Below are 22,491 nucleotides of genomic sequence, written 5' to 3' on the forward strand. Positions count from 1 at the left end.
ATTGCAGCCGTGACCGTTAAACACAGCCAGGAAATTGCCATTGTCGCCTTCCTTTACGTCCCTGACAGACAGCGCGCTGATCGCTTTCGATAATCTGGCCGACCGTGCAAGCAACCTCACCCATCCCACATTGCGGCTTGGCGTCACCGGCCTTTCGCGCGCGGGAAAGACGGTTTTCATCTCGTCCCTCGTCCATAATCTCCTGAATGGCGGTCGGCTGCCGCTGTTCGAGGCCATCCGCTCTGGACGCGTGTCGAATGTGCGGCTTGAACCGCAGCCGGACGACGCAATCCCGCGCTTTCAATATGAAGATCACATTCAGGCGCTCGTCCGTGACAGGCTGTGGCCGGATTCGACCCGCGCTATCTCGGAACTGCGGATCACGCTCGATTATCAGAGCGCCAGTGGCTGGGGTCGCTGGTTTTCCGCCGGAAAGCTGTCCATCGATATCGTCGATTACCCCGGCGAATGGCTGCTTGACCTGCCGCTGCTTTCCCAGGATTACAAGCAGTTCAGCGATGCGACCGTTGCCCTTGCGCAAAGTGGCATCCGCGCCGAACTGGCGCAGGAATGGCTGGCAATCGCTTCCTCGCTGGATATCAATGCACCTGCCGATGAAATGACGGCCAGGCGGCTGGCGGAAAGTTTCGCAGCCTATTTGAAGGCCTGTAAATCCGACGAAAGATCGCTTTCCACGCTGCCGCCCGGGCGCTTTCTGATGCCGGGCGATCTCGAGGGATCGCCAGCGCTGACATTTGCACCCCTGCCGGGCCTCACTGACGAAAAAGCACCGAAGGGCTCGCTGCGCGCCATGATGGAGCGACGCTACGACGCTTACAAATCGATCGTCGTCAAACCCTTCTTCCGCGAACATTTCGCCCGCCTCGACCGGCAGATCGTTCTGATCGACACGTTGCAGGCCGTCAATCGCGGCCCGGAAGCCGTACAGGATCTGGAACGGGCGCTGGGCGACGTGCTTGCCTGTTTCCGCCCCGGCACAAACAGCCTGCTCTCCTCCCTGATCGGCAGGCGTATCGACAAGGTGCTGATTGCAGCCACCAAGGCCGACCATCTGCACCATGAAAGCCACGACCGGCTGGAGCGCCTCACCCGCCGCCTGGTAGACCGGGCCATCACAACCATCGGCATGAACGGCGCCGGCATTGAGGTCATGGCGCTCGCCTCCGTACGCGCCACCAGAGAGGCGAGCGTACGGCAGGACGGCCACGAACTTCCCGTCATCGTCGGCACGCCGATGGCCGGCGAAACCATCAATGGCGAAACGTTCGACGGCAATCGCAAAACGGCGATCTTTCCCGGCGACCTGCCCGACGATCCGGAACCGCTGTTCCGCAGCATTGACCGGGATGGAGACAAGGCCTCGCTGCCGGACGTCAATGTCGTGCGCTTCCGGCCGCCCAACATTGACGAGCCGGGCAGCGGCGGCATCCGGCTTTCCGTTCCCCATATCAGGCTCGACCGCGCCATGCAGTTCCTGTTCGGAGACAAGCTCGCATGAAGGCTCCCACTCAAAACGATCCGCAGACACGCCGCCCGGCTGCTTTCACGCTCGAGACAGAGGACAGGGCGAGCAAGCCCGCTGCGCAAAAACGTTCGCCGCGAAGCTTCGACGCCGAGGTTTCCCTGACACGGGACGAGGACGATCCGTTTCTGGCGCCCGAAGATATCGACGCCGCCGCGCTTCCGGTCGCAACCCCGAAGAAAAGCCGCTTTTCCTTCGGCAAGGTGGCGCTTGGCGCATTCGGGGTGCTTTTCTCGCTCGCCTTCGGACTATGGGCGGATCAGCTTATTCGCAATCTGTTTTCGCGGTCCGACTGGCTGGGTTATACGGCGACGGTATCGCTTCTCGTTGCGCTTGCTGCGGTTCTCGCCCTAGTCGGGCGCGAAGTCTTTGGCATCATGCGGCTCAATGCGGTGCAATCCCTTAAGGCAGATGCCGAGACAGCCAGCCTTGAGAAAAGCGCCAAGCCCGCCCGCGCCATCGTCACACGGCTCAATGCTGTGCTTTCGCACCGTGCTGAAACCGCCAAGGGGCGTGCAGCACTGAAGGACACGGAAAATGACGTCATCGATGGCCCGCATCTGATCGAACTTGCCGAACGGGAATTGCTCGTTCCGCTCGACCGTCAGGCACGCGCCCTTATTCTCAATTCATCCAAACGTGTGTCCGTCGTCACAGCGGTCAGCCCGCGAGCGGTTGTCGATCTTGCTTATGTATTGTTCGAAGTCACACGCCTCGTCCGCGCCATGGCGGAGCTCTATGGCGGACGGCCCGGAACGCTTGGAATGCTGAGGCTGCTTCGCGATGTCGTTGCGCATCTTGCCGTTACGGGCTCCATTGCCGTCGGCGACGGGCTCGCCCAGCAGGTTCTCGGCCATGGTCTCGCCTCGAAACTCTCCGCCCGTCTGGGTGAAGGCGTCATCAACGGGCTGATGACGGCACGAATCGGTATTGCCGCCATGGATCTTTGCCGACCCCTGCCATTCCGGGCAGTGAAGCGGCCAGGGATCGGCGATTTCATGTCTGACCTCACACCCGATTTAAGCGGCGGAAAAAGCGGTGATAAGGCCTGATTTTCGGGCCTTTGATCTCCCAAAAGGTTACGGACAAATCCGCAAATTAGCTCGAAATAAACCAAGCATTAACCATTCCGCCGCTAGATTGAAGCCTATCGAACAGGCTTCTTCGCCGGGGAAAGTATCATGTATTCGCGCTTCTTTTCGCTTATGGGCGGACTTGCCGCCATATTGTCCGTCAGTGGCGGCTTCGGTCTGTCTGACGTCCATGCCGCACCGCGCGATCGTGACGACGTCTTCTTTCGCTCGGTGGCTGGCGTCTGGAAAGGCCCGGGCGAAATCGTTGCCGGCAAGTACAAGGGCACCAAGTTCACCTGCGACCTGACGGGCGAGCCACTCGACGACAAGCAGACCGGCATCAAACTCGGCGGCACCTGCCGCGTCGGCGTTTTCAGCCAGCCCATGTCTGCCGTCATCAGCCAGAAGGGCAACAGCTACGAGGGCAAGTTTCTCGATGGCGCTGGCGGCAAGGGGCTCGACATCACCTCTGGTCAGGTGAGCGGTGACAAGGTCGTCGTCGGCATCAACCGCGCCAAGCTGAACGGCGCGATGGTTGCACGCGTGTCGAACGACAATTCGATGAATATCACCATTTCGGTCAAGGTCGCAGATCAGATGATCCCCGTCATCGGCGTGACGCTGGCGCGTGATATCGATCAGATCGCCGTTGGCTCTATCAAGCCGTAAAAGCCATCATCTTCTCAGCTGTCGCCAAACGGGAGTGTCCACCACTCCCGTTTTTCGTTTGCGCGGACAATGCCATTGACATCTGCTTGCTGCAGCCATTCGCTGACGGGCTTTCCCTTGACCCTGAGATCAGGCGCGATATCGGCGAGCGGCAGCAGCACGAAAGCGCGGTCGGTCATGCGCGGATGCGGCACTTCAAGGCTTTCCGTTACGACAGACTCATTACCGAAGGTGAGCACGTCGATGTCGATGGTGCGCGGCCCCCAGCGCTCCGTCCGCACCCGCTTCATGCCCCTCTCGATATCGAGACAGAGTTGCAGCAGCGCGGGCGCCGTCAACCCGGTCTCGACCAAAGCGCAGCAGTTGAAAAAGTCCGCCTGATCCGTCTTGCCCCATGGCGGGGTACGGTAGAGGTCGGAAACGGCAAGCAAATGGCAATCGGCATGCGCATCGAGTTCGCGCAGTGCTCTCGCCATCGCGGCGGCTGGATCGCCGATATTGCCGCCAAGACCCAGTGCGGCCACCGTCATCGTCTCAGGCACGATGTTCAACGCTCACCTGCGCGTAATCGAGAATGCCGGGAACGGGCGCAGAGGGTTTACGCACGGTGATCTTGAGCCAGACGATCTGCGGGTAGCGCGCGCGCAGCGCCTTGGCGATATCGTTCGCCAAGGCCTCGATCAGGTAACGGCGCTGTCCCACGACGATCTTTTCGATGACGGCGAAAGCCACGCCGTAATCGACAGTGTTTTCGATATCGTCCGTTTCCAGCGCATCGCCCGCTTCGACTTCCATCTCGGCATCCACGAAAAAGCGCTGGCCTAGCACCTCTTCCTGCTCGAGGAGGCCATGACGGGCGAAAAAGGAACAGTTTTTCAGGATGATGGTATAGCGGCTCATCGCATCGCCTCCATGGCAGGACTGTTTTGCAGCAACATCGTCCCATCTTCGGGGGACGGCATTCCCGCACTCGTTAAACTAGGCATCGGCCTTTGCAGTGGTTTTGGCAAGGACCGCATCGGCAATTGCCAGGGCATCACGCGTCGCGGCGACATTGTGCACGCGGAAAACGGCAGCGCCGGCCAGCCTCAGCACGACCGTTGTCGCTGCCGTTCCGATATCGCGATCCGCAGCGGAATCCCGGCCCGTCAGCGACCCGATGAAACGCTTCCGCGACGTGCCGGCCAGAACCGGCAGCCCGAACGCCGATAATTCACCGAAGCGCGCCATCAGTGCGACATTCTCTTCCTCGTCCTTGGCGAAGCCAAATCCCGGATCAAGCACGACGGCCTCGCGGCTGATGCCGGCATTATCAGCGATCTCAAGCGATCGGTCGAGAAATTCGAACTGATCCTTGATGACGTCGGCAAGCTTCTGCCTGTCGCGGCCAGTGTGCATGATGCAGACGCCGGCGCGAAACGCGGCAACCACGCCGGCCATGTCAGGATCTTTCTGCAGCCCGAAGACATCGTTGACGATATGCGCGCCCGCTGCGATCGCCAGCCTTGCCGTTGAGGCGCGATACGTGTCGATGGAGATCAGCGCATCCGTCTCGCGACGCAATTTTTCGATGACGGGCAGGACGCGGTCCTGCTCTTCGGCTTCCGTCACCGCCGCTGCACCCGGACGCGTTGATTCGCCGCCGATATCGATGATGTCAGCGCCCTCCTCCACGCAGGTCAGCGCATGGGAAAAGGCCGCATCGATGGCGAGATAACGGCCGCCATCGGAAAAGGAATCAGGGGTGGCGTTCACGATGGCCATAATACGGCCACGCCCATCAAGTTTCAGGGAGCGGCCATGGGCCGCTTGCCAGGCGTTGCTGCCGACTGTTATCACGTAACACGCGCCTTTCGGGAATAACGGAGTGTTATGCCAATTCTTATAAGTTCCACTCCGCCTATGCAGCAAACCTCTTTCAAGTTCAACCGGAAGGCCGGGTCATGACCAAATCATCACGTGCTCTTTGCGCCGCTATGGCGGTCGTAGCAGCGCTTTCCCTCCCCGGAACGGCTTTTTCCGATACCATCGTCCGCAAGACCTACTCCTATTTCTCGATCGGCGGCAAGACGGCGGCCGATCTCGATCAACAGCTATCCAAACACGGTCCGCTGACCCGCAATACCGGTGCACGTCATCCCGGCGCGACGGAAATCAAATTCGGTGGCGAACTGACCTATGTCGAGAAAAACGGCCTTTGCAGCGTCGGCACGGCGAAGGTGCTCCTGAACACGCGCATTCTGCTGCCGCAGTGGAAGAACCGCCGCCGGACGACGGCGGAACTCGCCTTCATATGGGATACGCTGCTTGCAGACATCAAGCGCCACGAGGAGCGTCACGCGGAAATTGCCCGCTCCTATGCCCGCTCTCTTGAACGGCAACTGACATCACTCCGGCCGCAAAAGAGCTGCGAAACCCTGCAGGGCATGGTCGGCAAGATCACCCAGACCGTCATGGACGAGCATGACAAGGACCAGATGCGCTTCGACATGGTGGAGTCGAAGAACTTCGATGCCCGCATGACCCGGCTTCTGAAGAACCGGTTGGCCCAGGGCCAGACGCGCCGCTGAACAGCCCCAAGCAGTCCCATTTATCATCATGAGTGATGGGGCATGACGTTACGTCATGTCCTATCTCACCCGTGAATTCTCGCCATGGTGCGGGCGCCAAGACTCATTATACGTTCTTCGTACGGTATAGGACCTTGCAGCCAGGCGGCGTCGGGGACATGCCGCCTCCGGTTCTCCCGGTACGCACTTGAGGGCTCGCAGGTGTTTCCTCCCTCGCCTGCATGCTGCGTACCCGCCTCGCCCCGCTCCCCGCTACCAGGTGAGCGGGGCTTTTTCTGTCGGGAACCAGCGCTTGACGGCTTCAGCCCTGGCGCTCGGGAACGTGAACGACGAGACCATCAAGATCGTCATTCATCTTGATCTGACAGGAAAGCCGGGATGTCGGCCGAACGTCGAAAGCGAAGTCGAGCATATCCTCTTCCATCGGTTCCGGCCCGCCGACAGGCTCGGCCCAGGCGTCATCGACGTAGACATGACAGGTCGCACAGGCACAGGCGCCACCGCATTCCGCATCGATGCCGGGGATGGAGTTGCGAACCGCGTTCTCCATGACGGTGGAGCCATTGCTGACGTCGAGTTCATGAGGCGTGCCGTCAAAGGCAACGATGGTGAGTTTTGTCATGCTGGAAATCCAAAATCTGGTCTGAGAACTGTTCTAAACACATAGAAAGGCCGGCCCGCCTTGGCAACCCGCTTCACGAGCTTCAGGCATGACCGGCTTGGGCGAAACGGCAATTGTATAAGAACCGCCTTATCGGCAAAGTTTCAAAATGAAATTTTCGGCCTCGACAATGGCAGCTGCGAGTTTCGCGATTGCCGCGGTGTCATTGCCCTTTTCTTCTACCGAAGTCGCGGCAGCCGAAACTGCGGATGCGCCGACCGACTGAGCCGAACCCTTCAGCCGGTGCGCTGTCGCAATAACCGACTTGTCATCCGCGCCAATCATCTCGTGCAGGGCGGCGCGCGCGTTGCGGCTGAAGAGCTGCAACACCTCGATTTCCAAATCCTTGTCGCCCATTGTCTGTCTGGAAAGATGATCGAAATCGATCGGCTTTTGACTGGCGGCAGGCATGCTGCCGTAATTATCGGGCGCTTCGAAAACAATACTGACCGCTGCCATGGCTGGAATCCTGTCTCACCATTTCCTGTTTCGTGTCACATCTGTGTCGTATTCACGCATTGTGGCAGCTGCTATCGGCTTAAATTACGGCGTGACGCTGGCGAAAATCTTCTGCTATGGTTAATTTATGTTAAACTTAGGCGAAACAAGGCGTTCAGCGCGAAACTCCGGTTTAAAAACTGTTAAAAAGCCGACACTTCGCCCCTGCCGCAAATCCGCATTAATTGTTTCGAACACCTAAATGTGTCACTACGGTACTGCCGTTCTCTCAGGGCTTAAGCTCAAGCTTTGTTATTGCGGCATGGTGATGTAATTTCGCCCGAAAGCTGGGTCACCAGCAGTCGGGATTTGGTAAATGGCGGGACTGTTCTCTCTTGAGGGTCGAGTTCCGCTGGCATGATGGCGGCAGTCTGCTTGCGTATCGCAGGTGGGTCAACGGCATGAAGCCGGGCGTAAGTGTAACGAGGCGTAACCGCATGGCGAATAACAAGATCAGCGACTCTGTCGACGAGACTGCTTTTCAGGCGTTGGAAGATGCCCTGCAGCTTGGCGCTTTCGAAGAGAAGCCGGAGACGCGGAAACCTGCAGCGCCGAAGCAGCCGGAGGCCAGAGTGAAGGAAGCAAGCAGACCGTCCCCTGCTCCCGAGGCCGCACGCGCGCCTGTCGAACAGACACCCCGCTCGCCCAATCTCGAAGCCGCCAATGACGGATCCAAGCGCAGCCCGGCCATGATCCTGAAATCGCTGGAAGGCGGATCGATCGGCGGCGCGCTTCGCAACGCCACGATCATGTCAATCATCTGGGCGCTCGGCGGCCTCGGCGTCGCCCACCTTCTTTATGGCAACGCCCTTTGGAACATCGGCTCGCTGGCTGATCTCACAGCAATTCCGGGCCTGATGGCCATCGTCGTCGGCATACTTGTGCCGGTCATGCTGTTCTTTGCCTTCGCGATCATGATGGCGCGCGCCCGCGACCTACGTAACGCCGCCCGCTCGATGGCGGAAGTCGCGCTTCGTCTTGCCGAGCCGGAAACTGTTGCCTCCGACCGCATTATGTCCGTCGGTCAGGCGGTGCGCCGCGAAGTTTCTGCCATGAATGACGGCATCGAGCGCACGATTGCCCGGGCCACCGAGCTCGAAACGCTTGTTCATTCCGAGGTCAACGCGCTCGAGCGCAGCTATGCGGACAATGAACTGCGCGTGCGCAGCCTCGTGCAGGAGCTGACCGCCGAACGCGACGCGATCGTCAACCATGCCGAGCGCATCCGCTCGTCCATTGTCGGCGCCCAGGAACAGATCAAGGAAGAACTGTCCATCGTCGGCGAAGAGCTTTCGATGCGGATTGCGACGACCGGCGAAGCTTTCGCTTCGATGATCGATACGCGTTCGGCGGCTCTCCTCGAAAAATCGCGCGCCTCGACCGAAGCGATGGGCAGCCTGATTGCCGCCAAGACCGAAAACCTGCTTCAGGCGCTGAATTCTTCCGGTTCGACGATCTCAAACGAATTCGACATGCGTCTGCATAACCTCACCTCGACGCTCGACGAGCGCGGTGAAGTGCTGCTGGAGCGTTTCGCAATCCATGCGTCGACGCTGGATAGCGGTGTCGAGAGCCTCAACAGCGCTCTTGAAGAACGCACCCGCCAGCTTAACGAGACGCTCTCGACGCGCACGCTGGAGCTCAACCGCAATATCGAGCGCGGCCAGCAGGTCATCGGCGGCTCACTGGATACGGTTCTCGACAAGCTCTCCACCACGCTTGAAGAAAAAGGTCTCTCCTTCCGTCAGAGCTTGCAGAGCACCGCTGACGACGCCATCATGGATCTCGATCTTCGCTCGGGCCTCTATGAAGAGCGGTTGCAGGCGACCGTCGGTCAGGTCAATTCCGCATTCGACGAGCATGTGTCGCAATTTGCCAGCGCCTTCGATCAGCGCGCCGGCAGCCTCGACAGCAAGCTTATGGAAAGCCTTGCCCGCATCAATGAAACCGTCGCCGGTGGCTCTGAAGCCCTCGATACGATGCTGAATTCCGGCCTCGAGCGCATCGGCGCCACCATGACCGATCAGTCATTGGCGCTCGCAACCGCGCTCGGCACGGGTCAGGAAATGCTGGAAAGCGCGCTCGAAAGCCGCACACAGGCTTTCAGCGAGGCAATCGGTCAGCGCACCGCCGAAATTACCGATGCTTTCGCCAATTCGCATGAGAAGATCGACGCCGTGCTGGCGGACCGCAGCAATGCCCTGTTCGGCGCGCTTTCGGCCAGCCAGGACCGCTTCGATGAGGCCCTCGCCAGCCGTTCGTTGGCCATCACTGGCTCCGTCTCCGGTACGGCGGAACGCCTTGCCGCCATGCTCGACGAGCGCGCTGCCGCCATCAATAATGTTGTCGCCGATGTTGAGCGTCGGCTTGCCGAAACGCTTGAAACCCGTGCCGCCGCCATCACGGGCGCTGTCTCCGGCATCGAAGACCGCATCTCAGACACGCTGGAAAGCCGCACCGCGGCGCTGCACGATGTCGTCTCCGGCGCGGAAAACCGCATCGCCGATACACTTGACGGCCGCACCGCCGCCCTCACGAGCGCGATTTCCGGCGTCGAAGAACGCATCGCAGACGCCATGGACAGCCGTACCCTGTCGCTCGACATGACCTTCGCCAATGTCGAGGAACGCCTTTCCGAAACCCTCGATAACCGGACGTCGGCCCTGACAGGCATCGTGGCAACCGCCGAAGAAAAAATCGCCGGCGCGCTCGACAGCCGGACAGCCCTGTTCGGCGACGTCGTTGCCGGTGCGGAGCACCGTATCGCCGAAACGCTGGACGGCCGCACCGCCGCGCTCAACGCCGTTGTCTCGGGCGCTGAAGAACGCATCGCTGATGCGCTGGACAGCCGCACCATGGCGCTCGACATGACCTTCTCGGGCGCAGAGGAAAAAATCGCCGAAGCGCTCGACACCCGCACCGCGGCCCTCGGCGATCTGGTTGCAAGCGCCGAGACGCGTATTGCCGGCGCGCTCGACAGCCGCACGGATTCGCTGAAGAACGTTGTTTCCGGTGCCGAAGAGCGTATCACCGACGCGCTCGATAGCCGCACCATGGCTCTCGACATGACCTTCTCCGGCGCAGAAGAAAAAATCGCCCAGGCGCTCGACACGCGTACCGCCGCCCTTGGCGATCTGGTGGCCAGCGCCGAGAACCGCATCGCCGGCGCGCTGGACAGCCGTACGGACTCGCTGAAGACCATCGTTTCGGGTGCGGAAGAGCGGATCACAGACGTGCTCGACAGCCGCACCATGGCGCTCGACATGAGCTTCTCCGGCGTTGAGGAGAAGATCACCGATATTCTCGATGGCCGCACCGCCGCCATCAACAGCGCCGTTGCCGGCGTTGAAGACCGCATCGCGAGCGCTCTCGACACCCGTACCGCTGCCCTATCGGGCATCGTTTCCGGCGCCGAAGAGCGCATTGCGGAGGCGCTTGACAGCCGCACCATGGCGCTCGACATGACGATTTCGGGTGTCGAGGAGCGGATCGCCGAGGCCATGGATGCGAGAGCCTCGTCACTTTCGCTCGCCGCTGCCGGTGTCGGTCAGCGTCTGGAAGCCACGGCCTTCACGCTCGAAAACGCGCTTGCCAGTGGCCATGAGCGGCTCGAAACCATGCTCGGTTCCCAGGCGGAACGCATCGCCGGTTCGCTGGAACGCAACAGCGGCCTCATCGAACAGAGCGTATCGGGCGCCGCCAACCGCATCGAAAGCGTCGTTGAAGACGGCAGCAGCCGCTTTGCCCAGACAGTCGAAGCGGGTGTGACCCGCCTCGAAAGCAATCTCTCGCAGTCACATGATGAAATCCGCACGACGCTCGAGCAGCGTCAGGCGGAGATCGCCGCGACCCTTAACTCCGCGACGACCCAGATGGGCGACATGCTCTCCGAGCAGGCGATGATGATCGGCACAACGGTTGCTTCCAGCGCCAGCATGCTCGAACTGTCGCTCGAAACCCAGCAGGAAACCCTGCAAAAGGCGATTGACGGTAGTGCTCAGACGCTGGAAGAGCGCCTTCGTAACAGCGCCGGCGATATAGCCGTGAAGATCGGCGAAGCCGCACGCGAGATCGGCGGGGCGACAGATGCCCTCTCCACGCGAATCGAGACCTCGATCGGCAATGTCACCACCCGTCTGGACGAGACCGGCGCCCGCATCGAGACCTCGCTCGACGCTCTCCAGACCAGAGTCGGCGGCGACCTTGCCAACGTCAACAGTTCGATCGACGACGCTGGCCGCCGCTTTGCTGAAGCGCTTGAAGACAAGACAGCCGTTTTCGCCCGCACCAGCGACGAAGCAGCCGAGCGCATCACCGGCATTCTGGACGAACAGACCACACGGGTTGCAGACACGTTCGAAAGCCGCACGAGCCGTCTTGCCGAGACATTTGATGCCGGCGCGGCCCGCATCGACGAGCGTCTCGGGACCATGGACCGAGCTCTCACCATCGGCCTCGAAAACGTCAACCGCACGATCGAAGGCAAGGCGACAGATCTCGCCGTCAGCCTGCGCGGCGCGGTGACGTCCGCCACCCAGAGCATCGGCGACGAAGCCGCCCGCTCCTCTGCCCTGCTTTCGAAATCCGGTTCGGAATTCGCAGAACAGGTGCAGGCGCAGAACGAAGCTTTCACGAAGGCAATCGAAGAAAAGTCCGGCGAGATCGTCAACCGCATCTCGGATGCGCAGACGCGCCTTTCCGGGCAGGCGGCTGCCGTCGCCCAGACCTTCTCGGAAGCCGGCAACATCATCGTCAACAAGGTTGCCGAAGCCGAAGCGGTCGTTCGCTCGCAGGTGGGCGTCATCTCGGAGACGCTGACCGGGGTGGAATCCGCCCTCGACGCGCGCGGCGAATCGATCCGCTCGGCGCTTGATAATCGCACCCGCGAACTCAACTCGATGCTGGCCAGCCGGTCTGCCGAACTCTCGCGCCTCATCGAAGAGAAAGCGAAGCCGGTCGTTGATGAATACGCCACCATTGGCCGTGAGGCCGCAGAGAAGATCGTTTCCGCCGCCCAGCAGAGTGCCGAGCTTCTGACCCAGAGCAACAGCGGCATGGTCGGGATGGTGGAACAGGCCATCAGCGATTACGCAGCTGCCGGAACGGATGCGGCGAGCAAGCTCGTTGCCGCCACCCGCCAGAGCACCGACATGCTGTCGGAAACCCACACGGCCATGGCAGACGCCGTCGAACAGGGTATCGACAAATATGCCCGCGCTGGCAGCGATGCGGCAAACAAGCTCGTCGCGGCCACCCGCCAGAGCACCGATATGCTGTCGCAGACCCATAACAGCATGGCCGAAATCGTCGAGCAGTCGGCGACCAACTTCAACTCGGCCGTCGAGCGCGCCGCACAGGAATTCGGCTCGGCTGATGCCGCATTGAATGCCTCTGCGACACGCTTCTCCGAGTCTGCGTCGCAGGCCGCCGACATGGTCTCCAGTTCCAGCCGCCTGCTCGAAGGGAAGATCGACCGCCTGTCGAACATTTCCGGCCAGACGCTGGCCCAGGTCGCCGGTATCGTCGGTCGCTTCGAGGAACACTCGAAGGTGCTGAGCCAGGCATCCGAACTGCTCAACGCAGCGCAGTCGAGCCTCGTCGGCACGCTGGAAGAACGTCAGGAAGCGCTTCGCAGCCTTTCTGTCGGTCTCGTCAAGCGGTCGGAAGAAATCGAAAATGCGATGCGCAACGTCGTTGGCGTCGTTGAAACCACGCTCAACGAAGCCGAGGAGCGCTCGCAGAACGTTGCCGGCAACCTGCGTGACAATCTGCAGGCGTCCTTCTCTGATATCGGCCGTTCGCTCGATGAGACGGAGCAGCGCGCCCGCTCGGCAGCGCAGACCATGCGCGGTGCCCTGCTGGCTGCAGGTCAGGATGCGAGCCGTTCGATCGAAAGCACGCTTTCGGATGCGCAGAAATATTCCGACGAGTTGGTCAACCGCCTGCGCGGCGGTGTCGAATCCTCGCTTTCGGAAGTCGACAACCTTCTCGGCAGTGCGTCGGAGAAATCCAATGCCGCGGCGGCCAACCTCAAAGAAACGTTGCGTCAGGCCGTCGAGGAAGCTGTCAGCCGCTTCGCCGGCGCCACGGACGAAATCCGCCGCTCAAGCCACGATATCCGTCGCGAGCTGGATGCAACACGCGCGGAATTGAAACGCGGTGCTTTCGACCTGCCGGAAGAAGCCAAGGAAAGCGCGGCCGCCATGCGCCGCGCCGTTTCCGAGCAGATCAAGGCGCTTCAGGATATTTCCCAACTCGTCGGCCGCTCGGCCCATCAGATGGAAGTGTCCGAACCTGTCGCCCGCGCCATTGCCGCAACCCAGCCCGCCGCAGAACGCCGCGTTGAGTCGCGTCCGCAGCCTGCTGCCCCGGCGGCGGTTCAACAGCAGCGCCCGGTACAGCAGCAGCCAGCACCTGCCCTGCGCGGCACGCTGCCACTCGAAAACCGTCAGGTCGAAAACCGGCAAGTTGAGAATCGTCAGGCACCCGCTCCGGCGCAGCCGGTCGCACCCAGCCAGGCTGGACGTCGCGAAGAAGGCGGCGGCTGGATCAGCGATCTGTTGCGTGGCGCATCGCAGGAAACGCCTGCCGCCTCGACACCGCGCGCCACGGCCGAGCAGCAGCCGACCCGCGCGGCCGATACCCGTAATCCGCGCCATATGGTGGAATCGCTGAACTCGCTCTCGGTCGATATCGCCCGGGCCATCGACCATGATGCCTCCGTGGAACTGTGGCGCCGTTACCAGCGTGGCGAGCGCGACGTCTTCACCCGTCGTCTCTACACGCTGAAGGGGCAGACGACGTTTGACGAGATCAAGCGCAAATATGAGCGGGAAGCTGAGTTCCGCACCGCCGTGGACCGCTACATCAATGATTTCGAGAAGCTGCTCGCCGATGTGGCCCGCACCGACCGCGACCGCACCGTCACCCAGTCTTACCTCACCTCCGATACCGGCAAGGTCTATACGATGCTTGCCCATGCCGCGGGTCGGTTCAACTGACACCAGCAGCGCAGATACAAGAAAACCCCGGTTGAAAGGCCGGGGTTTTCATTTGTCGTCGCTATGCTTCGTTGTTTGCAACAACCTAATGTCAGGGAATGGCGGCGTTAAATCTCAAACGTGCCAGACGCCACACGAATCGCGTGACCGCCGATGCGGGCCCGGGCGATTTCGTTGTCCTTGATGTCCATGCGCAGATGGATGTGGGATGGTCTTTCCATCTCCACGCCCTGCTCTATCAGCAGTGGGTAGTGGCCATCCGTCAGGCCATCGAAATGGTGGATCGCGCCAGAGAGGGCGGCGGCGGCCGAGCCGGTAGCCGGGTCTTCGGCAATTCCCATTTCGGGGGAGAACATGCGGGCGTGGAACTTTGCCGCATGATTGACCCCGCCGCGACAATAGATGTAGGCGGCCGTCAGCCGGCCTTCGACCAGCGGTGCTGTGCGCAGCCACAGATTGGCGTCAAAATCCATCTCCCTGATCGCGGCGATATTGTGCATCGGCACCAGCAGGAACGGCACGCCTGCCGTCCAGATCGATGGGACGTGGTTCTCGAAGCCCAGATGCCCTTCGCTCACGCCCAAGGCGTCGGCAAGCGCTGCGTGATCGAGCGGCAGATCAACGCGGGAGGATTTGCGCGGCAGATCGAATTCCGCAAAGCTGATAGCGCCTGAGCGCATCTTCACGGCGCAGCGCACCGGACCCACTTTTTCCTCGAGCACGCAAACCATATCGATGTCGTCATCGCTCTTACTGCGGTTACGCTCGACGATGGCGACGGCCGCACCAACGGTCGGGTGGCCGGCGAAGGGCAACTCGCCTGACGGCGTGAAGATGCGCAGCGACGCGGCATGTGCCGGGTTGGTGGAGCGATTGATGAAAACCGTTTCGGAGAGGTTCATTTCCCGGGCAATCGACTGCATCGTGGCCTGAGAAAGATCATCGGCGTCATACATCACCGCGAGCGGGTTTCCCGCCATCTTCGTCTCGGTAAAGACATCGTAGATATCGTATTTCAGCGCCACGTCCGTCTCCTGCCACTCGCCATGTCATTAGCCATCGCAAACTGCATCAGCCGGCCCCGCACCGCAACCCTTGTTGAAGGGCAGAAATCAAGAAGCTGTGGACCGGAGCTACACGTACGGCGCTCAGCGAACGGTTGCGTCAGCGAAAGACCTTGTCGCAGGCAGCAGACTTCATGTACCAAGGGTGCATCTTGCGGCTAGATCTCCACCTCGCTCTGAGGTTTCTTGGGTTTCCAGCCGCTTCAAGAGGTTGCAGCGTCTGGCAGACCATTCGGGTTCTGTCCCGCTGTCGAGGGAAGCGGATGTCGCATTCTACCTACTCACTCTCCTTCGTCGCCTCCCCAGCCGAGGACGCGCAGTCGGCGCTGACGGAGCTGAAGGCCGTTTACGGCGACACGCCGTTTGAGGAGGCGGAGGTTATCGTTGCGCTCGGCGGCGACGGCTTCATGCTGCAAATTCTCAACGAGACGATGAATTCCGGCAAGCGCGTCTATGGCATGAACCGCGGCTCCGTCGGCTTCCTGATGAATGACTATCGGGTGGACGGCCTGCTGGAGCGTATCGCCGTGGCAAGCGGCAATGATTTTCACCCGCTGCGCATGACGACGACGGACGCCGATGGCGACGAATTTACCGCCCTTGCCATGAATGAGGTAAGCCTGTTTCGCCAGTCGCATCAGGCTGCGAAACTTCGCGTTGAAGTGGACGGCAAGGTGAGACTGGAAGAGTTGATCTGCGACGGCATGATGGTGGCAACCCCGGCAGGGTCGACAGCCTATAATTTTTCCGCCCATGGCCCCATCCTGCCGCTGGAATCGCCGCTTCTGGCGCTCACCCCGGTCAGCGCTTTCCGACCGCGGCGCTGGCGCGGCGCCCTATTACCGAATAAGGTAACCGTCGATATTCATGTGCTGGAGCGCGACAAACGGCCTGTGAACGCGGTTGCGGACCACACGGAGGTGAAATCCGTTCGTCATGTCAGGATTGCACAATCACAGGACAGGACGGCAAGAATTCTGTCTGATCCGGATCGTTCATGGTCTGACCGGGTTCTAGCCGAACAGTTCAATAACTAAGCCAGTGACCACGATTGCCATGCACACCAAGACATACCTCCTTGCTGCTCTCTTGCTTGCCTCGGCTGCCTTCCCGGTATCAGCGCAGACGGCGGCAATCGATACGCTGCCCGTTTCGGCCATATTCGTCGTCAGCAGCGGCCTGTGGGAGGACAGGAATCTCGAACCGGTAAAGGGTCCCGACGGGCAATTGCACCCGCCACCCGCCTCGCCCACACGCGGCTATTACAAGGTCATCGCCATCCGCCAGACCGATGGGACGGCAAAGGTTTATCTTCAACGTATCGTCTTCACCGCCGAAGGCCCGAAGCTTCTCGAAAACATCGAACTCGACGAGTTCAATCAGATGAAGTCCTACGTCACGGATATCCGCCCGGAAAGCTCGAACGGTGCCCCCACCTCGCCCGGCCTCTTCGTCACCGTCTATCTGAAGACGGACCCGATGGCCAAGGAGGCAGAGAGCTGGACGATTCTCATCGACGAGCTAGGTGAGATGAAGGTGGAAAAAGCGTCCAACTGATCCTCGGACATATGGCCGAACACGCTCATGCGCGCAGCGCCTCTGGCCCAGCGAGAACCGCTCCAAAATGATGCTTCCACAATCTCGCACCAAGCTTGCCGCTGCGATCGAGGCTGGAGCCGACCGTTAGCCACGGCAAAAGCGTTGGGTGCAACCCCGCATCGAAAAGGGCGAAACCGGCCGCGAGCACGCACGTATCCGCCTGGATGCCGCAGACGAGAACCCTGTCGAGTTTCAGCGACAGCAGGTACTCTATAACGTCCCGCGGCGGGCCATAGCCGTGTTTGATGAAGATGCGATCGGCGGGGACAAGCGACGGGTCGTCCGCACCTGGTTTCCAGCCGAGCTGACGCTCGAAGGGTGTCACGCTTTCATCATGACGCTCGACGGTCGCGATGCTGGGCATGGTCGCGGCTAGCGCTGTAATCTCCGCCACCAGGGCTGCCGGAGGATGAAAGCTTGGCTGGACGTCAACGATGTAGAGCGCGTGTTTCACACCTGTTCTCCAACGAAAAGCCCCTCGCAATGGGATGCGAGGGGCGATGTTTCATTCCATGTTCCGCAACAGTCTCAGTCGATATCCGAGACTTCGACATCCGCGCCGCCGCTGATGCGGTGGGCGAGTGCGGCTTCCATGAACTCGTTCAGGTCACCGTCGAGCACGTTGCCAGGGGCCGTGCTTTCGACGCCGGTGCGCAGATCCTTGACCAGCTGATAGGGCTGCAGAACGTAGGAACGGATCTGGTGGCCCCAGCCGATATCGGTCTTGGATGCCGCCTGCGCATTCGCAGCCTCTTCCCGCTTCTGCAGCTCCACCTCATAAAGGCGGGCGCGCAGCATGTCCCACGCCTTGGCGCGGTTCTTGTGCTGGGAACGCTCCTGCTGGCAGGCAACGGCGATACCGGTCGGAATATGCGTGATGCGCACGGCCGAGTCCGTGGTGTTGACGTGCTGGCCGCCCGCGCCTGACGAACGATAGGTATCGATGCGGCAGTCGCTTTCGTTGATGTCGATCTGGATCGAATCGTCAACGACTGGGTAGACCCACACGGAAGAGAACGACGTGTGGCGGCGCGCATTGCTGTCATAGGGAGAAATGCGGACGAGACGATGCACTCCCGATTCCGTCTTCAGCCAGCCAAACGCATTATGACCCTTGACGAGGATCGTCGCGGACTTGATGCCGGCTTCTTCACCATCGTGAACTTCCAGAACCTCGACCTTGAATCCTTCACGATCCGCCCAGCGGGTGTACATGCGCAGCAGCATGTTCGCCCAATCCTGGCTTTCCGTGCCGCCCGCGCCTGAGTGCACTTCGAGATAGGTATCATTGCCGTCGGCCTCGCCCGATAGCATGGCTTCCACCTGACGGCGGTTCGCCTCGCTCTTCAGCGCCTTCAGGGCGTCTTCGGCTTCCTTGACGATTTCGTCATCGCCTTCCATTTCGCCGAGTTCGATCAGCTCGATGTTATCCCGGAGCTGCTGCTCCAGCGCCTTGACGCCATTGATGCTGTCATCCAGCTGCTGGCGCTCACGCATCAGCTTCTGGGCCTCTGCGGCATCGTTCCAGAGGGTCGGATCCTCTGCCTTGTTATTCAACCAGTCCAGTCGTCTTATCGCCTGGTCCCAGTCAAAGATGCCTCCTCAGCAGGCTTATGGCCTGCTTGATTTCGTCGACGACATTCACGATTTCATTGCGCATTTCGCTGGTTCTTCACCTTCATTAAAACTCGTTGCTCAAATAAATGCGGGGGGCGCGGATGTAAAGACCCGCGCCCCCCGATGATCCCGGAACTTCAGCTCAATAAAGCCCGCCGCCGCCGCCAGTGATGGCCTGCTGCGCCTGCGGCGACGTCTTGAGGATGTCTTCCTGCGACATATAGTTCTCCGCGCCGATCACCGAGAAGCTGTCGGCCGGGCCGGTGCCGGGCTTGAATGCTTCCATGATGGTGTCAGGTTCGCCCTCTACTGCCGCCATACCGGTCTTGCGATTGACGGCAATGAACTTCATGCCATCGGGAACGATGAACTTCGATGGCTGCAGATGCTTGGCCGCATCGGCGATGAACTCGCCGAAAATCGGTGCCGAGAGCGAGCCACCGGTGCCGCCGCGACCGAGGGGAGCGGGAGAATCAAAGCCGATATAGAGACCGGCCACCATGTCCGGCGTGTAACCGACGAACCAGGCGTCCTTTTCATCGTTGGTGGTGCCCGTTTTGCCGGCAACCGGCAGATCGACCTTGATCTTGCCCGCTGCCGTGCCGCGCTGCACCACGCCTTCCAGCATGGAGGTTGTCTGGTAAGCGGTCATCGGGTCGAGGACCTGCTCGCGATTATCGACGATGACGGGCTCGTCCTGGTTTTGCCAGCTCGTCGCATTGCAGCCTTCGCATCCACGCTCTTCGTGCCGGAAAATCGTCTTGCCGTAGCGATCCTGGATGCGGTCGATCAGCGTCGGCTTGATCTGCTTGCCGCCATTGGCAAGAACCGAATAGGCCGAGACCATGCGCATGACGGTGGTTTCACCCGAACCGAGGGACATCGACAGAAGCGGCGGCATCTTGTCGTAGATGCCGAAGCGTTCGGCATATTCCGCCACGAGGTTCATACCCATGTCCTGTGCCAGACGCACGGTCATGAGGTTACGGGACTTTTCGATACCGAGACGCAAGGTCGAAGGGCCAGCCGAACCGCCGCCGTAATTCTGCGGTTTCCAGACCTGGTTTCCGGAGACGACCTCGATCGGGGCGTCGAGGATGACCGAGGCCGGCGTATAGCCATTGTCGAGCGCGGCTGCGTAGATGAACGGTTTGAAAGAGGAGCCGGGCTGACGCATGGCCTGCGTCGAGCGATTGAATTCTGACTGCGCATAGGAGAATCCGCCGACCATGGCCAGAACACGGCCCGTATGCGGATCCATCACTACCATGCCGCCCTGCACTTTCGGCGGCTGGCGCAGGCGATATTCATTGCCGGAGCCGGAGAGCGGCTGCGCATAGACGACGTCGCCGACGGAAAGCACGCCAACCGGCGACTTGGCGGTCGCGCGCTTGCCGGCTGCATCACGGAATGCCCAGCGCATGTTTTCTGCCGAGATATGTCCGCGCGTGCGCTTGTCGCCATCTTCCGCGTCGGGATCGGCCTGAAGGCCGATATCGACGCCATCGGCAGCAACAGCGAGTACCACTGCCACCTTCCACTCGGGAACGTCGCGCAGACCCTTGACCTTCGCCAATGCCGCCGTCCAGTCACCAGCTGTTTCGATCTTTTCGACAGGGCCACGGAAACCGCGACGCTCGTCATACTGTACAAGCCCGTCCTGAAGCGCCTTTCGGGCTTCGCGCTGGATTTGCGGATCGAACGATGTGCGGACGGAAAGACCGCCTTCAAGCAGCGCTTCCTCGCCATATTTCTCGACGATCTGGCGGCGAACTTCCTCTGCGAAATAATCGGAGGCGAAAATATGTGCCCCACCACGACGCAGATTGACACCGAGCGGCTGCTTCTTGGCGTCTGCGGCGTCATCGGCAGTGATGTAACCATTCTCGGCCATGCGGTCGATCACCCAGTCACGACGCTCGAGCGCAGCCTTCTCGCGGCGGATCGGATGGTAATTGTTCGGCCCCTTCGGCAGAGACGCCAGATATGCCGTCTCGGCAATCGTCAGTTCGGTGACGGATTTGTTGAAATAGGTCAGCGCCGCCCCGGCGATGCCGTAGGAATTCAGGCCGAAAAAGATCTCGTTGAGATAAAGCTCGAGGATCTTGTCCTTTGAATAGGTTTGCTCGATGCGGAAGGAGAGGATGGCTTCCTTGAGCTTGCGGTCGATGGTCTGGTCGTTGGTCAGAAGAAAGTTTTTCGCAACCTGCTGGGTGATCGTCGATGCGCCGACGGGACGACGGCCGGAGCCGACATTCTGGAGATTGACGAGGATGGCGCGACCGAGGCCCCAGATATCGACGCCCGGATGGTTGTAGAAATTCTTGTCTTCAGCGGACAGGAAGGCTGCCTTCACGCGGTCGGGTATCGCCTGGATCGGCAGGAACAGGCGCTTCTCATGCGCATATTCCGCCATAAGCTCACCATTGCCGGCGTGTACACGGGTTGTTACGGGCGGCTCATAGGTGCTCAGAACTGCGTAATCCGGCAGGTCCTTCGTCACGCCGTGCAAATAAATCGCACCGACGACGGCGGCGCACAAAAACAGCACGCTGGCCAAGCCGAAAAAATATCCAATCAGTCTGATCATACCAAGCTACCGATAATTCGAATCGTAACCATCAACGCCCGACGATTTACGGGCGCATCCTTGCATATCGCGTGCCGTTTTGCACACCATACCTTCGATGACAAGCCGATACGGCAGCATTCGCTGATATGTTACCGGGCCGAATGCCCGCAATCATGCATCGAAGCTTACGGATTGCCACCGAATCCGCTTCCCGAGTAACGCGGGGAATGTGAGTAAAATAGGGCTCAGCGGTCGCAATCGTTGCCAAGGGTCAAGAATTGAACAGCTTTTCGGCTGTCTCTGGCGGCGTAGCCACACTTTTGGTTGGCCCGTCGGCGGCCTGTCAGCCACCGTTTGCCATGGCCTTTGCGCGGTATCGCCCGACGGCCGTCGCCAAGGTATCGGCAACCTTTTTGCGCCACGCGTCATCGAGAAGCAGCTTTTCGTCTTCCGGATTGGAGAGGAAACCGAGTTCCAGCAGTACCGACGGCACATCGTGGGCGCGTAGCACCATGAAGCCGGCATAGCGATGCGGATTATTGATGAGACCCACCTGCCCCTCGAAGGATGAGACGATGTTTTCGGCAAGGGTCACCGAAAAGGCCTGGGTCTCGCGGCGGGTGAAGTCGAGGAGAATGTCGGCGACCTCGGGCGGTTCGGAGGAAGCGGCAACACCGGCAATCTGGTCGGACTTGTTTTCGCGCTCCGCCAGTTCCTGCGCCTGCCGGTCAGAAGCACGATCCGACAATGTATAGACGGTCGCGCCGCGGATGCCCTTCTGCTTCAGCGTATCGGCATGCAGGGATATGAAGAGATTGGCATTGTTCTGCCGGGCGATCGTCACCCGTTCGGACAGAGCGAGAAAGGTATCGGAATCGCGCGTGAGAAAGGCCTTGATGCCCGGTTGCCGGTTCAAACGATCGGCAAGCTCCTTGGCAAAGGTCAAGGTAATGACCTTTTCCTCGGTACCCGTGGTGCCACCGGTGGCGCCGGCATCGATGCCGCCGTGGCCCGCATCGACGGCGATGACGAAGTCCGCTGGACGCGAGGTTTTGTCGTCGGGTGTAATCGCCGATGTCGTCACCGGCGCAGGCGCGCGCCATTGCTGGTCTTTCACCAGTTCCGCGAACTTGCCCCTGGTGGTGATTTCCGCGTCCAGCACAAACCGGAACGACTGCCCGTCATCTGCCTTCTTCGTTTCTGCGACCGCCACCTGAACCGGCTTTTTTGCCGTCAGAACGATGCGGGCGCTGTTTTCGCCCATGGTGCCAAAGCGGATATCGGAAAAAAGGCCCGTTGGCTTGAGATCGGAGACGGGAAATTTAAAATTGACCGCCGGAAAGTCGACTACGATTCGTGCCGGCGAATCGAGGTAATGAACGTCGAACTCCGGCTCTTCCGCAAAATCGAGAACGATACGCGTGCGAGCCTCGTCGCCGATGATGCGCGCCTGATGGGCGACGAGCGGCTCGACCGCATGCGCTGCCGGGATAAGGGAAAAAGAGGCGGCGACCCCAAGCGCCAGGACAGCCGCAGCCCGCGCGATTCGCACGCCAAGCCACCCTGCCCCGCCTGATATCGCTGCGCTGCGCGTAAAATTCATGGCCCTCGAGAAATTCCGTAT

Annotated in this window: 17 protein-coding genes; 7 read left to right on the forward strand and 10 right to left on the reverse strand. The window is 60.6% G+C overall.

Annotation, left to right across the window (positions count from 1 at the left end; translation table 11 throughout):
• Positions 1-40 precede the first annotated feature (40 nt).
• From FS804_RS03005 to FS804_RS03015, 3 genes are all read left to right on the forward strand, one after another.
• A complete protein-coding gene (locus FS804_RS03005) occupies positions 41-1,519 on the forward strand; it encodes a YcjX family protein (protein ID WP_144574575.1) in 1,479 nt (492 codons plus the stop codon).
• On the forward strand, positions 1,516-2,595 hold the full coding sequence (locus FS804_RS03010) for a YcjF family protein (protein WP_144574578.1): 1,080 nt from the start codon (positions 1,516-1,518) through the stop codon (positions 2,593-2,595). Before FS804_RS03005 ends, FS804_RS03010 begins: the two co-directional genes overlap by 4 nt.
• Positions 2,596-2,724: 129 nt before the next feature.
• The gene (locus FS804_RS03015; protein WP_063951132.1) at positions 2,725-3,285 is read left to right on the forward strand and encodes a hypothetical protein; all 561 of its coding nucleotides are present in this window, start codon (positions 2,725-2,727) and stop codon (positions 3,283-3,285) included.
• A gap of 14 nt (positions 3,286-3,299) precedes the next feature.
• Here the strand turns inward: FS804_RS03015 and folK are convergent, their stop codons facing one another.
• The 3 genes from folK to folP form a co-directional block, all read right to left on the reverse strand.
• Complete coding sequence (gene folK, locus FS804_RS03020) at positions 3,300-3,815, reverse strand: 2-amino-4-hydroxy-6-hydroxymethyldihydropteridine diphosphokinase (RefSeq protein WP_186376727.1); 516 nt, start codon at positions 3,813-3,815, stop codon at positions 3,300-3,302.
• Between the two features lie 4 nt (positions 3,816-3,819).
• Positions 3,820-4,185, reverse strand: a complete 366-nt coding sequence (gene folB / locus FS804_RS03025; RefSeq protein ID WP_063951134.1) for a dihydroneopterin aldolase — start codon at positions 4,183-4,185, stop codon at positions 3,820-3,822.
• 78 nt (positions 4,186-4,263) lie between these two features.
• On the reverse strand, positions 4,264-5,049 hold the full coding sequence (folP, locus tag FS804_RS03030; protein WP_144576309.1) for a dihydropteroate synthase: 786 nt from the start codon (positions 5,047-5,049) through the stop codon (positions 4,264-4,266).
• A gap of 179 nt (positions 5,050-5,228) precedes the next feature.
• Here folP and FS804_RS03035 point away from each other — a divergent pair, with 179 nt between their 5' ends.
• The gene (locus FS804_RS03035) at positions 5,229-5,855 is read left to right on the forward strand and encodes a DUF922 domain-containing Zn-dependent protease (protein WP_144574581.1); all 627 of its coding nucleotides are present in this window, start codon (positions 5,229-5,231) and stop codon (positions 5,853-5,855) included.
• 301 nt (positions 5,856-6,156) lie between these two features.
• On the opposite strand, the gene FS804_RS03040 is transcribed toward FS804_RS03035, so the two are convergent.
• Together FS804_RS03040 and FS804_RS03045 are read right to left on the reverse strand one after the other, a co-directional pair.
• On the reverse strand, positions 6,157-6,477 hold the full coding sequence (locus FS804_RS03040) for a 2Fe-2S iron-sulfur cluster-binding protein (protein ID WP_144574584.1): 321 nt from the start codon (positions 6,475-6,477) through the stop codon (positions 6,157-6,159).
• A 129-nt stretch (positions 6,478-6,606) separates the two neighbouring features.
• Entirely contained in the window at positions 6,607-6,975 is a 369-nt protein-coding gene (locus FS804_RS03045; protein ID WP_144574587.1) for an Hpt domain-containing protein, read from the reverse strand.
• Between the two features lie 476 nt (positions 6,976-7,451).
• On the opposite strand from FS804_RS03045, the gene FS804_RS03050 reads away from it, so the two are divergent.
• Positions 7,452-14,015, forward strand: coding sequence for a hypothetical protein (locus FS804_RS03050; RefSeq protein WP_144574590.1), 6,564 nt, complete (start codon positions 7,452-7,454; stop codon positions 14,013-14,015).
• 107 nt (positions 14,016-14,122) lie between these two features.
• Here FS804_RS03050 and FS804_RS03055 read toward each other — a convergent pair whose 3' ends face one another.
• Positions 14,123-15,040: a PhzF family phenazine biosynthesis protein gene (locus FS804_RS03055; RefSeq protein ID WP_144574593.1), complete on the reverse strand. Its 918-nt coding sequence runs from the start codon at positions 15,038-15,040 to the stop codon at positions 14,123-14,125.
• A gap of 302 nt (positions 15,041-15,342) precedes the next feature.
• Here FS804_RS03055 and FS804_RS03060 point away from each other — a divergent pair, with 302 nt between their 5' ends.
• Both FS804_RS03060 and FS804_RS03065 read left to right on the forward strand, forming a co-directional pair.
• Complete coding sequence (locus FS804_RS03060) at positions 15,343-16,116, forward strand: NAD kinase (protein ID WP_144574596.1); 774 nt, start codon at positions 15,343-15,345, stop codon at positions 16,114-16,116.
• A gap of 19 nt (positions 16,117-16,135) precedes the next feature.
• Entirely contained in the window at positions 16,136-16,636 is a 501-nt protein-coding gene (locus FS804_RS03065; RefSeq protein WP_144574599.1) for a hypothetical protein, read from the forward strand.
• A gap of 25 nt (positions 16,637-16,661) precedes the next feature.
• On the opposite strand, the gene FS804_RS03070 is transcribed toward FS804_RS03065, so the two are convergent.
• From FS804_RS03070 to FS804_RS03085, 4 genes are all read right to left on the reverse strand, one after another.
• On the reverse strand, positions 16,662-17,132 hold the full coding sequence (locus FS804_RS03070) for a cysteine hydrolase family protein (protein WP_144574602.1): 471 nt from the start codon (positions 17,130-17,132) through the stop codon (positions 16,662-16,664).
• Between the two features lie 74 nt (positions 17,133-17,206).
• Positions 17,207-18,338, reverse strand: a protein-coding gene (gene prfB / locus FS804_RS03075) for a peptide chain release factor 2 (RefSeq protein WP_172801652.1) whose coding sequence is annotated in 2 segments (ribosomal slippage) — positions 17,207-18,268 and positions 18,270-18,338 — 1,131 coding nt in all. Because the reading frame shifts where the segments join, the coding sequence is not laid out codon by codon here.
• 99 nt (positions 18,339-18,437) lie between these two features.
• On the reverse strand, positions 18,438-20,885 hold the full coding sequence (locus FS804_RS03080; RefSeq protein WP_144574608.1) for a penicillin-binding protein 1A: 2,448 nt from the start codon (positions 20,883-20,885) through the stop codon (positions 18,438-18,440).
• Between the two features lie 325 nt (positions 20,886-21,210).
• Positions 21,211-22,470 carry an N-acetylmuramoyl-L-alanine amidase gene (locus FS804_RS03085; RefSeq protein WP_144574611.1) on the reverse strand — a complete coding sequence of 420 codons (1,260 nt, stop codon included), beginning with the start codon at positions 22,468-22,470 and terminating at the stop codon, positions 21,211-21,213.
• Positions 22,471-22,491: the final 21 nt, after the last annotated feature.

Source organism: Agrobacterium sp. DE0009 (genome assembly GCF_007680755.1).
GTDB classification, from domain to species: Bacteria; Pseudomonadota; Alphaproteobacteria; order Rhizobiales; family Rhizobiaceae; genus Agrobacterium; species Agrobacterium tumefaciens_B.